Here is a 14,024-nt window from a genome sequence, read left to right on the forward strand (position 1 = left end):
GCAGGCCAAAATTTTGGCGTTCTGCTTTCCAGCTATATAAAATGAACTTAAGTTTTTCGTACCAAAATCAATGACGATCGGGATGGCAGCACATAAACAAGTAGTAATGTTTAGTTCAATTTATATAGGATCCCCTTTCTTCTAAGTGGTTGAAAAGAAAATTCAGATCCTGGTTTACCGGCATGGAAACCGGGAAAAGAAAAAAGAACGCCGTTTGCATGGCAGGCAGGGAAGACAGGAGAATTGGTAACGTATTCATACTATTCCGACACAGTTTGTTCATAAACGCACATTTTTAAAATTTTTACTTTTTCATGATCGATTGTGAACATGCTTTTAAAGTGGTATTTTAGATATATTCGAAGGCAGACTTGGCGATACTATAATTACTTTGCTTGATTGAAATACCGGCCTGCCAAGAGAATTACATATACAGAGGTGAATCATATGAAGCGAATTGGAGTATTAACAAGCGGCGGCGATGCACCAGGGATGAATGCCGCAGTCCGCGCGATTACCCGTAAAGGGATTTACCACGGCCTGGAAGTTTACGGCATTCACCAGGGCTATAACGGGTTGATTCAAGGTAACATCCAAAAGCTTGAAGCGGGATCTGTCGGCGATATTCTCCAACGCGGCGGCACGGTTTTGCAGTCGGCAAGAAGCGAAGAATTCAAAACACCGGAAGGGCAGCAAAAAGCGATCCGGCAGCTGAAAGACCATGGCATTGAAGCCCTCGTTGTGATCGGCGGGGACGGTTCCTATCAGGGAGCGAAAAAACTGACAGAACAAGGTTTCAACTGCATCGGTGTGCCGGGGACAATCGACAACGACATCCCAGGTACGGATTTTACAATTGGTTTTGATACAGCGCTGAACACTGTTCTGGATGCGATTGACAAAATTCGCGATACCGCTTCTTCCCACGAACGGACCTTTATTATTGAAGTCATGGGCAGAAATGCCGGGGATATCGCGCTTTGGTCCGGTCTTGCCGGCGGGGCTGAATCGATTATTGTACCGGAAGAAAAATTTGATTTGAAAGATGTCGTGGAGCGCCTTGAACAAGGGAAACAACGCGGCAAACGCCACAGCATTATCATCGTCGCGGAAGGCGTGATGAGTGGCAACGAGTTTGCGGAAAAATTGAAAAAAACCGGCGTGATCGGTGATACCCGCGTTTCCGTTCTCGGCCATATCCAGCGCGGCGGTTCTCCGACTGCATTTGACCGCGTACTTGCAAGCCGACTAGGCGCAAGGGCTGTTGAACTGCTGCTCGAAGGAAAAGGGGGCCGCGCTGTCGGCATTCAAAATAACCAGCTGGTTGACCATGACATCCTTGAGATTCTCGGGAAACCGCACGCCATTAATCAAAACATGTATAAGCTGTCGAAAGAATTGTCGATCTAACGTTGTTTAGGAGGAAATAGAATGAAAAAAACCAAAATTGTATGTACAATCGGGCCTGCCAGTGAAAGTGTTGAAATGCTTGAAAGATTAATGGCAAACGGGATGGATGTTTGCCGCCTGAACTTCTCGCACGGCAGCCACGAGGAACATCTTGCCCGGATTAAAAATATCCGCGAAGCTGCAAAAAACCAAAACAAAACGATCGGGCTTCTGCTTGATACAAAGGGCCCGGAAATCCGCACCCACGATATGAAAGATGGCGGATTTGAGCTCGTTGAAGGCATGACGCCGGTCATTTCAATGACAGAAGTGCTCGGGACAACGGAAAAATTTTCGGTCACGTATGAAGGGCTGATTGATGATGTGCACGTTGGCTCTAAAATTCTGCTTGATGATGGTTTGATTGAACTGGAAGTGACGGCCATCGATAAAAACGCCGGTGAAATCCATACAAAAGTGCTGAACCGCGGCGTTTTGAAAAACAAAAAGGGTGTCAACGTCCCGGGTGTCTCCGTGAACCTTCCGGGCATTACCGAAAAAGACGTGAGCGATATCCTGTTCGGGCTTGAACAAGGCATTGACTTCATTGCGGCTTCATTTGTACGCCGGCCGTCTGACGTTTTGGAAATTCGCCAGCTCCTTGAAGAACACGATGCTTTACATGTGAAAATTTTCCCTAAAATTGAAAACCAGGAAGGCGTCGACAACATCGATGAAATCCTAGCTGTATCGGACGGCTTAATGGTTGCCCGCGGTGACCTCGGCGTTGAAATTCCGACCGAAGCGGTACCGCTCGTGCAAAAAGAGCTGATCAGAAAATGCAATACGCTCGGCAAACCGGTCATTACCGCAACGCAAATGCTGGATTCGATGCAGCGCAACCCGCGCCCGACCCGCGCAGAAGCAAGCGACGTGGCCAACGCCATTTTCGACGGCACGGATGCAATCATGCTTTCCGGCGAAACAGCAGCCGGAAAATATCCTGCTGAAGCGGTTAAGACGATGTACAATATCGCGGTCCATGTGGAAAAAGCGATTAACCACCGCGATATTCTGAACAAACGCAGCAAGAGCACGGACCATAATATGACAGACGCCATTTGCCAGTCCGTTGCCCATACGGCTTTAAATCTTGATGTGAATGCCATTATTGCGCCAACCGAAAGCGGCTATACGGCGCGCATGATCTCCAAATACCGCCCGGCAGCCCCGATTATTGCTGTCACGAGCGATCCGAAAGTGCAGCGCGGCTTAACCGTTGTGTCCGGCGTATACCCGCAATTGGGCACAAAGGCAAACAATACGGATGAAATGCTTGAAATCGCAGTGGATGAAGCATTGAAATCCGATATCGTCCATCACGGCGACCTTGTGATTATCACAGCCGGCGTCCCTGTTGGTGGGAAAGGCACAACCAACCTGATGAAAGTGCACCTGATCGGCGATATATTGGCAAAAGGCCAGGGAATCGGCAGAAAATCGGCATTTGGTCCGGTCGTTGTTGCTGAAAGCCCAGAAGAAGCAAACGCAAAAGCAACAGAAGGCTGTGTGCTCATCACGAGAACGACCGACAAAGAAATCATGCCGGCCATTGAAAAATGTGCCGCGCTGATTACGGAAGAAGGCGGCTTGACAAGCCATGCTGCAGTTGTTGGCATCAATGTCGGCATTCCGGTCATTGTCGGTGTTGAAAAAGCCGTTTCCATTTTTAAAGACGGGCAGGAAGTTACGGTAGATGCAGCAACCGGCTCGGTTTACAACGGCCATGCGACTGTATTGTAAATAAGCAAAAAAAAACGCAGAGGCATCCGGCCTCTGCGTTTTTTATATTGTTTTTTTGCCCATAATATAGTTCCAAATGTCATGGAATACATGGGCGCGGATCAGCGCGGTCAGCAACACGAGTGTAATCGGCCCGAGAATCAAGCCAAGGAACCCGACTGTTTTAAAGCCAATAAACAGGGCGATAAGCGTCGCGAGTGGATTCATTCCGATGCTGGACGATAAAATTTTCGGCTCCATAATCTGCCTTTGCACGATCACGACAATGTAAAGGACGGTAAGCCCGATCGCAAGCGGCAGGCTGCCGGTAATGAATTCGTAAATGATCCAGGGGACAAACACAACGCCCGTTCCCAAATACGGCAAAATATCGACAATGCCGCAAACAAGGGCGATTGTAATCGCGTAATCCACGCGTAAAATCAAAAGCCCGATCAGCACAATGACAAGTGTCATGGAAATCAGTGTCAATTCAGCACGGACAAAACCGAAAAGCGCATTGCGGAGGTCGGCAAACACGGTGATCCCGCTTTTTCTTGCTTTTTTCGGCAGTAACAGCTTTCCTTTGCCTGTCAACTGGTTCCAGTCCTTGCTGATGAAAAACGTTGCAAGCAGGGCAAAAATCAGCACGGTTGCCGCATTTGGAATCCAGGAAACAAGCCCCGGCAGTTTTTTAAACAGCCCGGACAGGAAATCACCTGCTGAAGAAGCGATCTTTTGCCCGGCCGCCTGAATGTTTTGCACGATCGTTTCCTGCTGGCCTGCATCGAGATTTTTAAAGAGGCCCGCCAGCTGGTCGTACAGCGGTAAAACTTGGGCGGTGACAAGCGATTCCGAATAATTGACAAGCGTCTGGACATGCTCCGGCAAAACGTCAGCAAGGTAATTCGCCCCCGTTACGATCTCGGCAACAAGCAGCGTAATGATGCCGACAAAGACGCCAATGATCAGAATCAGGGATATCAAAACAGCAAGCGCCCGCGGAAGCCTTACCTTTCTGTCCAGAAAATTGACGAGCGGGTTGATCATAAGCGCGATCAACAGCGCAATAATAAACGGATAAGCGTATTTTACAGCCAGATAAACCGCAAAAAAGCCAACCAGGATGCACAGTGCAACAAAAAGGCCCCGCAGCGCGCGGTGTATGTAAACAGAATTCAAGTCTGACCCTCCTGTATTCGTTAATATGTTATTATTTTACACGGCGGGGGGCGTAAAACAAAGAAAAAGCCGTTTTTTTTGATAGATTTTCTATTTCTATCTTCACCAAAAATTCAGAAAAAAATACCCGGCACCAAAAGATTTTCAGCATGAAAGAAGGGATGCTTATGTACCAGCCGTATTTATTTTTGTTGCTGCTTTTAGCGATCGGATTTGCGGCAAAAAACCAATCGTTAATCATTTCTGTTATCGTGCTACTTGTCCTGAAAGTGGCAGGGCTGGATGCGAAAATTTTTTCAACCGTCCAGTCGAAAGGGATCAACTGGGGCGTCACCATTATTACGATCGCCGTCCTTGTGCCGATTGCAACCGGACAGATCGGCTTTAAAGATTTGTATGAATCGCTCAAATCGCCGTATGCATGGATTGCACTTGCATCCGGTATCATTGTCGCGCTTCTGGCCAAAAACGGTATCACCCTGCTTGCGAGCGATCCGCAAATTACGACGGCGCTCGTGCTTGGCACCATTCTCGCCGTTTCTTTGTTTAAAGGGGTTGCGGTCGGGCCGCTGATCGGCGCCGGCATTGCCTGGATGGCCATGAAAATCGTCGAATGGGTGACAAACAGTTTTTAGCCGGGTGGAATTTGCTTAAACATGTAAAAACCGTTGGAAGAAAGATTTTTCAACGGTTTTTCTCCTGCTGCTACAGAAGGGCATATGCTAAAATCAAAATGATTGCCAGCACGGCTGCGAAAGCGCTATACTAAAAGAAGAAATTTGGCTTTTTTCTGTACCAATGTGTTTGAAAATTGTTTATAATGATTTATGTAAGCGGGCGCATGTACGTCAAAAAATAGACAAATATAATTATTATATTATAATAGAGTATGTGATCGCTTGCATATTGCCGGCCGGCAACCGTTATTTATTCCGCAGAAAAATATATACCCCGAAATCAACTTATCTACGTTTGAGATGGGGGAAACAACCTTAAGGAGAAGGAGAGATAAGCATGACAGCAACAAGAGGTCTAGAGGGGGTCGTTGCAAGTGAAACTTCAATCAGCTCGATCATCGATGACACGCTTACATATGTCGGCTACGGCATTGATGATTTAGCAGAAAAAGCCAGCTTTGAAGAAGTCGTCTACCTGCTGTGGCATTTAAAACTGCCGACAAAATCCGAACTGGAAACATTTAAGCAGGAACTGGCGGATCATATGGAATTGCCGAAAGAAATTTTGGATAGCTTTAAAACTTACCCGATCGGGAAAGTGCACCCGATGGCCGCGCTCCGTACCGCTGTTTCCGCACTCGCGCTTTACGATGATGAAGCCGATGCAATGGACCGGGAAGCAAACTTGCGCAAAGCCATCCGGCTGCAGGCAAAAATACCGGCAATTGTTGCCGCTTTCGCAAGGGTCAGGAAAGGCCTAGAACCTGTCGCACCGCGCAGAGATCTCGGTTTTGCCGCAAACTTCCTGTACATGTTAAAAGAAAAGGAACCGGAACCGATTGAAGTGGAAGCCTTTAACAAAGCGCTTGTACTGCATGCGGACCATGAACTGAACGCATCCACTTTTACTGCACGCGTTTGTGTTGCGACGCTTTCCGACATCTATTCCGGCGTTACCGCTGCAATCGGCGCATTAAAAGGCCCGCTCCACGGCGGCGCAAATGAGCAGGTCATGAAAATGCTCACGGAAATCGGTTCGGTCGATAAAGTGGAAGATTACCTGCATGAAAAATTCATCAACAAAGAAAAAATTATGGGTTTTGGCCACCGCGTTTACAGAAAAGGCGATCCGCGCGCAAAACACCTGAAAAAAATGTCGGAAAAATTGACAGAGCTGACCGGGCAGCGTAAATATTATGATATGTCGGTAAAAATTGAGCAAATTGTCACGAGCGAAAAAGGCATTCCTGCCAATGTAGACTTTTATTCTGCATCTGTCTATCATTGCCTCGGCATTGACCATGACCTGTTCACGCCGATTTTTGCCGTCAGCCGCATTTCCGGATGGATCGCCCATATTTTGGAACAATACGCCAACAACCGGATTATCCGCCCACGCGCGGAATATATTGGCCCGGGCATGCGCCAGTACGTTCCGCTTGAAGACCGGTAACGGGACCTTGGCGGGGAACCATCCCGGCTGAATTTATCCGTTATTTTCTTAAAACGCCCGCCCGTTCCTGGAAGTATTTGGGGATGGGCAAGCGTGCATCTGGTGGGGAAGGACCGGCTCAGGACCATGCGCGGGGCCGGTTCATTCCGTGTACACCACAAGTATAAACTGATATTGGGACTGGAGGAGATTTTGAAATGGCACAAGGAGAAAAGATCACCGTAGAAAACGGCGTATTAAACACACCGAATCACCCGATTATTCCATTTATCGAAGGGGACGGCACCGGCCCTGATATTTGGGCGGCTGCACAGCGCGTATTGGATGCGGCTGTTGAGAAGGCCTATAAAGGCGAAAAGAAAATTGTCTGGAAAGAGGTCTATGCAGGGGAAAAAGCGTTCAATAAAACAGGGGAATGGCTGCCGCAGGAAACGCTTGACACGATCCGCGAATATTTCATTGCCATTAAAGGGCCATTAACCACTCCGGTCGGCGGCGGGATCCGTTCGCTGAATGTTGCGCTGCGCCAGGAACTCGACTTATTCGTCTGCCTGCGCCCTGTCCGTTATTTTGATGGCGTCCCTTCCCCGGTTAAACGCCCGCAGGATACCGATATGGTCATTTTCCGCGAAAACACGGAAGACATTTATGCCGGCATTGAATATCAAGAAGGTTCACCGGAAGTGAAAAAAGTCATTTCGTTTTTGCAAGATGAAATGGGCGTGAAAAAAATCCGCTTCCCGGAAACTTCCGGCATCGGCATCAAACCGGTATCGAAAGAAGGAACGGAACGGCTGGTGCGCGCTGCGATTAACTATGCGATCAAAGAAGGGCGCAAATCCGTTACGCTGGTACATAAAGGCAATATCATGAAATTTACGGAAGGCGCGTTTAAAAACTGGGGTTACGAACTGGCGGAAAGGGAATTCGGCGATAAAGTCTTCACCTGGTCCGAATACGACCGCATTAAAGAAGAAAAAGGCGCGGATGCTGCCAACCAGGCGCAGAAAGAAGCAGAAGCAAACGGCAAGATCATTATCAAAGATGCGATTGCCGATATCTTCCTGCAACAAATTTTGACCCGTCCGCGCGAATTTGACGTCGTCGCAACGATGAACTTAAACGGCGACTACATTTCGGATGCGCTCGCTGCACAAGTCGGCGGCATCGGGATTGCCCCTGGCGCGAACATCAACTACGAAACCGGCCATGCCATTTTCGAAGCGACGCACGGAACGGCACCGAAATATGCCGGCTTGGATAAAGTGAACCCTTCATCCGTTATTTTGTCGGGTGTTTTGATGCTTGAACATTTGGGCTGGAATGAAGCGGCAAAATTGATTATCGGTTCGATGGAAAAAACGATCGCATCCAAAGTGGTCACATACGACTTTGCCCGCCTGATGGATGGCGCAAGAGAAGTCAAATGCTCTGAATTTGGCGATGAACTGATTAAAAACATGGGGAAATAACGGACAAATGATTTACGGCAAGCCGGCTGCCTTTTTACAGCCGGCTGACATTTAAACAAAGGGGGCTCGTCATGCTGAAAAGGAAAAAAATATCGGTCATTGGCGGCGGTTTTACAGGGGCGACAACGGCGTTTCTGATTGCCCAAAAAGAACTGGGGGATGTGGTGCTCGTTGACATCCCGCAAATGGAAAACCCGGTAAAAGGGAAAGCCTTGGACATGTTTGAAGCATCCCCGGTACAGGGGTTTGATGCAAAGATCACCGGCACGTCCGATTATGCAGACACAAAGGATTCCGATGTTGTCGTCATCACGGCGGGCGTTGCGCGCAAACCGGGGATGAGCCGGGACGACCTTGTGCAGACAAACCAAAAGATCATGGAAAACGTGACAAAGGAAATTGTGAAATACTCGCCAAACGCCGTGCTGATAGTACTGACGAACCCGGTTGATGCAATGACCTACACGGTTTATCAAACATCCGGTTTTCCGAAAAACCGCGTAATCGGCCAGTCGGGTGTGCTCGACACGGCAAGATTCCGCGCTTTCGTCGCAGAGGAACTGGACGTCTCCGTCAAAGACGTTACCGGTTTTGTGCTCGGCGGCCATGGCGATGAGATGGTGCCGCTCGTCCGTTACGCTTACGCAGGCGGCATTCCGCTCGAAACATTACTTCCCAAAGAGCGCCTCGATAAAATTGTGGAACGGACAAGAAAAGGCGGCGGGGAAATCGTGAACCTGCTTGGTAACGGCAGTGCTTATTATGCGCCCGCAGCAGCATTAACGGAAATGGTGGAAGCCATTGCCAAAGATCAGCGCCGCATCCTGCCTGCCGTTGCTTATCTCGAAGGCGAATACGGCTACAACGGCATTTATCTCGGCATTCCGGTCATTTTGGGCGGCAACGGCCTTGAAAAAATCATCGAACTCGATCTGACACCGGAAGAAAAAGCAGCGCTTGACAAATCCGCCGCCTCCGTCCGGAAAGTCATGGATGCCCTCGCATAAACAGAAAATCCTGCTCCAAATCCGCATGAAGGGTTTGGGGCTTTTTTTCGCGTCTGATCCTCTAAAAATTGCTGGAAAAGGTGATGATCGCGCCTTTTTTAGCGGCAATATTTCATTTATTTTTTTAAAAGCGCCGCGATTTTTCCTTTGCGCCGAATCATGGTAAAATGGGGAAAGGAATATGAACGGATATTCTCCATTTTTCCGGGAGGTTTTGGTTTTGAAAAAATTGATTTTAATTGATGGAAACAGCATTGCCTATAGGGCGTTTTTTGCTTTGCCGCTTTTGAACAATGACAAAGGCATACATACGAATGCGGTTTACGGCTTTACGATGATGCTTTCCAAAATATTGGAAGAGGAAAAGCCGACGCATATTTTGGTGGCGTTTGATGCCGGCAAAACGACCTTCCGCCACGAAACATACAGCGAATATAAAGGAACGCGCCAAAAAACCCCGCCGGAACTGTCCGAACAGTTCCCGCTGATTCGGGAACTGCTCGATGCCCACGGGATTGAACGGTACGAACTGGAAAATTACGAAGCGGATGACATCATCGGCACCCTGTCGAAAAAAGCGGAAGAAGAAGGGTTTATTGTGAAAGTCATCTCCGGCGACAAAGATATGACGCAGCTTGTTTCGCCGAAAACAACGGTAATGATTACGCGTAAAGGGATCACCGATATGGAAGCCTACACGCCGGCGCATGTCGAGGAAAAATACGGGTTAACGCCGCATCAGATCATCGACATGAAAGGGCTGATGGGCGATTCATCCGATAACATTCCCGGCGTGCCGGGCATCGGGGAAAAAACAGCCATTAAGCTGTTAAAACAGTTCCCGACGGTGGAAGAGCTGCTTGACCATATCGGGGAAGTATCCGGGAAAAAACTGCAGGAAAAATTGGAGGCGAACAAAGAACAGGCGCTGATGAGCAAAGAACTCGCCACCATTCACCGTGACATTCCGCTTTCCATTTCCATTGAACAGGCGGCATACAAGCACGCCGACCCGGAAAAATTACGGCATTTGTACCAGGAATTGGGCTTTAAATCAATGCTTGAAAAAATGGGCGGGGACACCCCGACGGAAGAAAAACCGGCACTGGAAGCCATTTCTTTTTCCATTGCCGAAGACATTACGGACAACTTGTTTGCCGATGTTTCTTCTTTTTATGTGGAGATTCTCGATGAAAATTACCATACTGGCGAGATCATCGGGTTCGGTTTAAAAAACGAAAAAGGGCTCTTTTTCCTCCGGGCGGAAGACGCACTTTCTTCCGAAGCGTTCAAAAAATGGGTGGAAGATGAAAGCAAAATCAAACACGTCTACGATGCAAAGCGTTCAATTGTCGCTTTGAGACGGTACGGCATAGACCTGCGTGGGACCGACTTTGACTTGCTGCTCGTTTCCTATCTCTTGAATCCTTCCGATACGGTCGAAGATTTTGCCTCGGTGGCAAAAACGCATGATTATGGGAACGTGGAAACGGATGAGGCTGTCTACGGAAAAGGCGCGAAACGGAAGCTGCCCGAGGAAAAACGGTACGCCGAGCATATTTCCCGGAAAGCGGAAGCGATAGATGCCCTTTGCGAACCTTGCACAAAAGCGCTCAAAAACAACGGCCAGCTTGAACTGTTTGAACAACTCGAGCTCCCACTTTCCCTTATTTTGGCGGATATGGAATACACCGGCGTGAAAGTCGATACCGACCGGTTAAAAGAAATGGGCGAAGAATTTAAACTCCGGCTTCATGAAATTGAGCAGCGGATTTACAGCATGGCCGGCACTGAATTCAACATCAATTCGCCGAAGCAGCTTGGCGTCATTCTTTTTGAAAAAATGGGGCTGCCTGTCATTAAAAAAACAAAAACGGGATACTCCACGTCTGCCGATGTGCTCGAAAAACTGGAGCCTGCCCACGAAATCGTCAGGGAAATCCTTCATTACCGGCAGCTTGGGAAACTCCAGTCCACCTATATTGAGGGGCTCTTAAAAGTGGTCCACCAAGATGGCAAAGTCCATACGCGTTTTAACCAAGCATTGACGCAGACCGGCCGCCTCAGCTCGACGGATCCGAATTTGCAAAATATCCCGATCCGCATGGAAGAAGGCCGGAAAATTCGTCAAGCGTTTGTCCCGTCGGAAGAAGGCTGGCTTATTTTTTCATCGGATTACTCGCAGGTGGAATTGCGGGTGCTCGCCCATATTTCCGGCGATGAAAAGCTGATTGAAGCGTTCCGCGAAGGCATGGATATCCATACGAAAACGGCGATGGAAGTTTTCCATGTGAAAGCGGAAGAAGTAACGTCTGAGATGCGGCGCCAGGCAAAAACGGTCAACTTCGGGATCGTATATGGCATCAGCGACTACGGGCTTTCGCAAAATCTCGGCATTTCCCGCAAGGAAGCCGGCGAATTTATCAAACGGTATTTTGCGTCCTACCCGCGCGTCAAGGAATATATGGATGAAATTGTCAGGGAAGCCAAGCAAAAAGGCTATGTCTCCACCCTTTTAAAGCGGCGGCGTTACTTGCCGGAAATTACAAGCCGGAATTTCAACTTGCGCAGCTTTGCTGAAAGGACGGCCATGAATACACCGATCCAGGGAAGTGCAGCTGATATTATTAAAAAAGCGATGATCGATATGGCAAAAAGGCTGAAAAAAGAAAAACTGCGGGCGCGGCTGCTGCTGCAGGTCCATGACGAGCTGATTTTCGAAGCGCCGGAAGAAGAGATTGAAGTGTTAAAAGAAATTGTGCCGGAAGTGATGGAGCATGCCGTAGATCTCGCCGCTCCCCTGAAAGTGGATTCCGCATACGGGCCGACCTGGTTTGATGCAAAATAGCTGCAGGCAACAAAGAAAGGAAAGAGGAATCAAGCATGCCGGAATTACCGGAAGTGGAAACGATACGAAGAACGCTGGCACAGCTCGTTGCTGGCGAAACGATTGAAAGCGTAACGGTGCTTTTGCCAAAAATGGTCAAAAAGCCGCTTCACACAGAGGCGTTTGCCGATGCTCTGGCCGGTGAAACGATCCGTTCGCTCGGGCGGCGCGGCAAATTTCTCATTTTTTACACGGACCATTACGCGCTTGTCTCCCATTTGCGCATGGAAGGGCGATACCGGGTTTATGACCAAAATGAACCGGTTGAAAAGCATACGCATATGATTTTTCATTTTCAATCCGGAAAGGAACTAAGGTACAAAGATGTCCGCAAATTTGGGACAATGCATTTGTTTTTAAAGGGGGAGGAATTGTCCTCTCTCCCGCTTTCAAAACTCGGCCCTGAGCCGCTATCCGATACGTTTACGGAAAAATATTTATACGGCCAACTAAAGAAAACGGAACGCAATGTCAAATCCTGTTTGCTCGATCAGACGGTCATTTCCGGGCTCGGGAACATTTATGTGGACGAATCCTTGTTCCGTGCTCACATCTATCCGGAGCGAAAAGCAAAGTCACTGACAAAAAAAGACGTGCATCTTTTACACAGCGAGATCATTCAAACGTTGCAGGAAGCCGTTGAAAAAGGCGGCAGCACGGTCCGTTCCTATGTAAATTCGCAAGGACAGATGGGCATGTTCCAGCTCGAGCTGTATGTTTACGGCCGGAAAGGGGAGCCGTGCCGGAAATGCGGCACCCCGATTGAAAAGATGGTTACAGCAGGCCGCGGCACCCATTACTGCCCGAATTGCCAAAAGAAACGCAGATAACAGGTTGAACATTGGCCATGCCCCCTCCATACACTAATAGCAGCGATGCAAAACGGAAGGGGCGATGGCCGTGGGTTTCCGGCTTTCGATTTTGCTATTGGCATTGGCGGTCAGCATGGATAATTTCAGCACAGGTTTTACATACGGGCTGCGGAAGATGAAGATTCCGCTTAAGTCCCTCCTCATCATCGCCGTTTGTTCGGGGGCGTCTTTATTTCTTTCCGTGCTGTTCGGGAAGAGCCTACTCCATTGGATTCGCCCGGAAACGGCAAACCGGATTGGCGGCGTGATTTTAATTTTGATCGGGGCATGGGTGATGGTCCAGTTTTTCCGGTCAAACGACGAAAAAGAAGAACCCGGGGAAAAGGTCGTGCTCAACTTTGAAATCCGCTCATTGGGCGTCGTCATCCATATTTTGAAAAAACCGACGAGCGCGGATTTTGACCGTTCCGGGGCCATTACGGGAATCGAAGCGGTCATGCTTGGGATTGCGCTCTCGCTCGATGCATTCGGTGCCGGGATCGGTGCGGGCATCATGGGCTACTCCCCGTTTCTGCTCAGTTTCCTTGTTGCCGGCATGAGCTTTTTGCTTGTCTCTTCCGGCATCCGGCTCGGCATGCTGTTTTCCCGGCTGCAATGGATCCGGAAAATTTCCTTTATACCAGGTGTTCTCCTCATTTTGATCGGTATATGCAAGTTTTAACAAGGCAGGTGGGAGTATGGCAAAGATTATCGGCTTAACAGGCGGGATTGCAAGCGGCAAAAGCACGGTGTCCAATATGCTGAAAACAAAAGGGTTTACGATTGTCGATGCGGATATTGCCGCAAGAAAAGTGGTCGAACCCGGCGAACTTGCGTATGAACAAATCATTGAAGCGTTCGGCGAAGGGATTTTGCTGCAAGATCTCACGCTTGACCGGAAAAAACTCGGGGCACTCATTTTTGCGGATGAAGCACTCCGGATGAAACTAAACAGCATTGTCCACCCTGCAGTCCGGGCCTGGATGACGCGGGAAAAGGACCGGGCAATTGAAAATGGGAAAAAAACTGTCTTTCTGGATATCCCGCTTCTTTTTGAAAGCCGGCTTACCTATATGGTTGAACGCACCATCCTCGTTTACGTGGATGAAGAGACGCAGTTAAAGAGATTAATGACCCGAAACGGCCTTTCAGAAAAAGAAGCGCAGATGCGGATCCGGGCGCAAATGCCGCTGAGCGAAAAAAAGGCACTGGCGGATGCGGTGCTCGACAACAATGGCAGCCTGGAGGAAACAAAACAGCAGCTTGAAAAAATCGTGTCAGATTGGCAGCTCGTTCCATGATGGGTACATCATGGTTTTTTTTA

11 protein-coding genes are annotated in these 14,024 nt (G+C 48.7%); 10 read left to right on the forward strand and 1 reads right to left on the reverse strand.

Going from position 1 to position 14,024, the window contains the following annotated elements; translation table 11 throughout:
• Positions 1–447: 447 nt before the first annotated feature.
• Both pfkA and pyk read left to right on the forward strand, forming a co-directional pair.
• The gene (gene pfkA, locus BCOA_RS30235) at positions 448–1,410 is read left to right on the forward strand and encodes a 6-phosphofructokinase (RefSeq protein ID WP_014097747.1); all 963 of its coding nucleotides are present in this window, start codon (positions 448–450) and stop codon (positions 1,408–1,410) included.
• A 21-nt stretch (positions 1,411–1,431) separates the two neighbouring features.
• Positions 1,432–3,192 (forward strand): pyruvate kinase, encoded by a 1,761-nt coding sequence (gene pyk / locus BCOA_RS30240; RefSeq protein WP_014097748.1) that lies wholly within the window; start codon positions 1,432–1,434, stop codon positions 3,190–3,192.
• A gap of 42 nt (positions 3,193–3,234) precedes the next feature.
• On the opposite strand, the gene ytvI is transcribed toward pyk, so the two are convergent.
• The gene (gene ytvI, locus BCOA_RS30245) at positions 3,235–4,353 is read right to left on the reverse strand and encodes a sporulation integral membrane protein YtvI (protein ID WP_014097749.1); all 1,119 of its coding nucleotides are present in this window, start codon (positions 4,351–4,353) and stop codon (positions 3,235–3,237) included.
• 167 nt (positions 4,354–4,520) lie between these two features.
• Between ytvI and BCOA_RS30250 the strand changes: the two genes are divergently transcribed.
• The 8 genes from BCOA_RS30250 to coaE all read left to right on the forward strand — a co-directional run bounded on the left by BCOA_RS30250 (position 4,521) and on the right by coaE (position 14,001).
• Entirely contained in the window at positions 4,521–4,988 is a 468-nt protein-coding gene (locus tag BCOA_RS30250; RefSeq protein ID WP_014097750.1) for a DUF441 domain-containing protein, read from the forward strand.
• A 379-nt stretch (positions 4,989–5,367) separates the two neighbouring features.
• Positions 5,368–6,483, forward strand: a complete 1,116-nt coding sequence (gene citZ / locus BCOA_RS30255; RefSeq protein WP_014097751.1) for a citrate synthase — start codon at positions 5,368–5,370, stop codon at positions 6,481–6,483.
• 197 nt (positions 6,484–6,680) lie between these two features.
• Complete coding sequence (icd, locus tag BCOA_RS30260) at positions 6,681–7,955, forward strand: NADP-dependent isocitrate dehydrogenase (RefSeq protein ID WP_014097752.1); 1,275 nt, start codon at positions 6,681–6,683, stop codon at positions 7,953–7,955.
• A 71-nt stretch (positions 7,956–8,026) separates the two neighbouring features.
• Positions 8,027–8,962, forward strand: coding sequence for a malate dehydrogenase (gene mdh / locus BCOA_RS30265; RefSeq protein ID WP_014097753.1), 936 nt, complete (start codon positions 8,027–8,029; stop codon positions 8,960–8,962).
• 181 nt (positions 8,963–9,143) lie between these two features.
• Positions 9,144–11,810: a DNA polymerase I gene (polA, locus tag BCOA_RS30275; protein ID WP_044051923.1), complete on the forward strand. Its 2,667-nt coding sequence runs from the start codon at positions 9,144–9,146 to the stop codon at positions 11,808–11,810.
• A gap of 35 nt (positions 11,811–11,845) precedes the next feature.
• Positions 11,846–12,679 carry a DNA-formamidopyrimidine glycosylase gene (mutM, locus tag BCOA_RS30280; protein WP_014097755.1) on the forward strand — a complete coding sequence of 278 codons (834 nt, stop codon included), beginning with the start codon at positions 11,846–11,848 and terminating at the stop codon, positions 12,677–12,679.
• A 64-nt stretch (positions 12,680–12,743) separates the two neighbouring features.
• Positions 12,744–13,382 (forward strand): sporulation membrane protein YtaF, encoded by a 639-nt coding sequence (ytaF, locus tag BCOA_RS30285; protein WP_014097756.1) that lies wholly within the window; start codon positions 12,744–12,746, stop codon positions 13,380–13,382.
• A 16-nt stretch (positions 13,383–13,398) separates the two neighbouring features.
• Positions 13,399–14,001 carry a dephospho-CoA kinase gene (gene coaE / locus BCOA_RS30290; RefSeq protein WP_014097757.1) on the forward strand — a complete coding sequence of 201 codons (603 nt, stop codon included), beginning with the start codon at positions 13,399–13,401 and terminating at the stop codon, positions 13,999–14,001.
• Positions 14,002–14,024: the final 23 nt, after the last annotated feature.

Origin of the sequence: Heyndrickxia coagulans 36D1 (assembly GCF_000169195.2) — a bacterium.
In the GTDB taxonomy this organism is placed as follows: Bacteria; Bacillota; Bacilli; order Bacillales; family Bacillaceae_C; genus Weizmannia; species Weizmannia faecalis.

Coding starts and splice junctions, on each gene's coding strand:
- pyk (WP_014097748.1), top strand. CDS start 1,432: ATGAAAAAAACCAAAATTGTATGTACAATCGGGCCTGCCAGTGAAAGT.
- mutM (WP_014097755.1), top strand. CDS start 11,846: ATGCCGGAATTACCGGAAGTGGAAACGATACGAAGAACGCTGGCACAG.
- icd (WP_014097752.1), top strand. CDS start 6,681: ATGGCACAAGGAGAAAAGATCACCGTAGAAAACGGCGTATTAAACACA.
- BCOA_RS30250 (WP_014097750.1), top strand. CDS start 4,521: ATGTACCAGCCGTATTTATTTTTGTTGCTGCTTTTAGCGATCGGATTT.
- coaE (WP_014097757.1), top strand. CDS start 13,399: ATGGCAAAGATTATCGGCTTAACAGGCGGGATTGCAAGCGGCAAAAGC.
- ytaF (WP_014097756.1), top strand. CDS start 12,744: ATGGCCGTGGGTTTCCGGCTTTCGATTTTGCTATTGGCATTGGCGGTC.
- pfkA (WP_014097747.1), top strand. CDS start 448: ATGAAGCGAATTGGAGTATTAACAAGCGGCGGCGATGCACCAGGGATG.
- mdh (WP_014097753.1), top strand. CDS start 8,027: ATGCTGAAAAGGAAAAAAATATCGGTCATTGGCGGCGGTTTTACAGGG.
- polA (WP_044051923.1), top strand. CDS start 9,144: ATGAACGGATATTCTCCATTTTTCCGGGAGGTTTTGGTTTTGAAAAAA.
- citZ (WP_014097751.1), top strand. CDS start 5,368: ATGACAGCAACAAGAGGTCTAGAGGGGGTCGTTGCAAGTGAAACTTCA.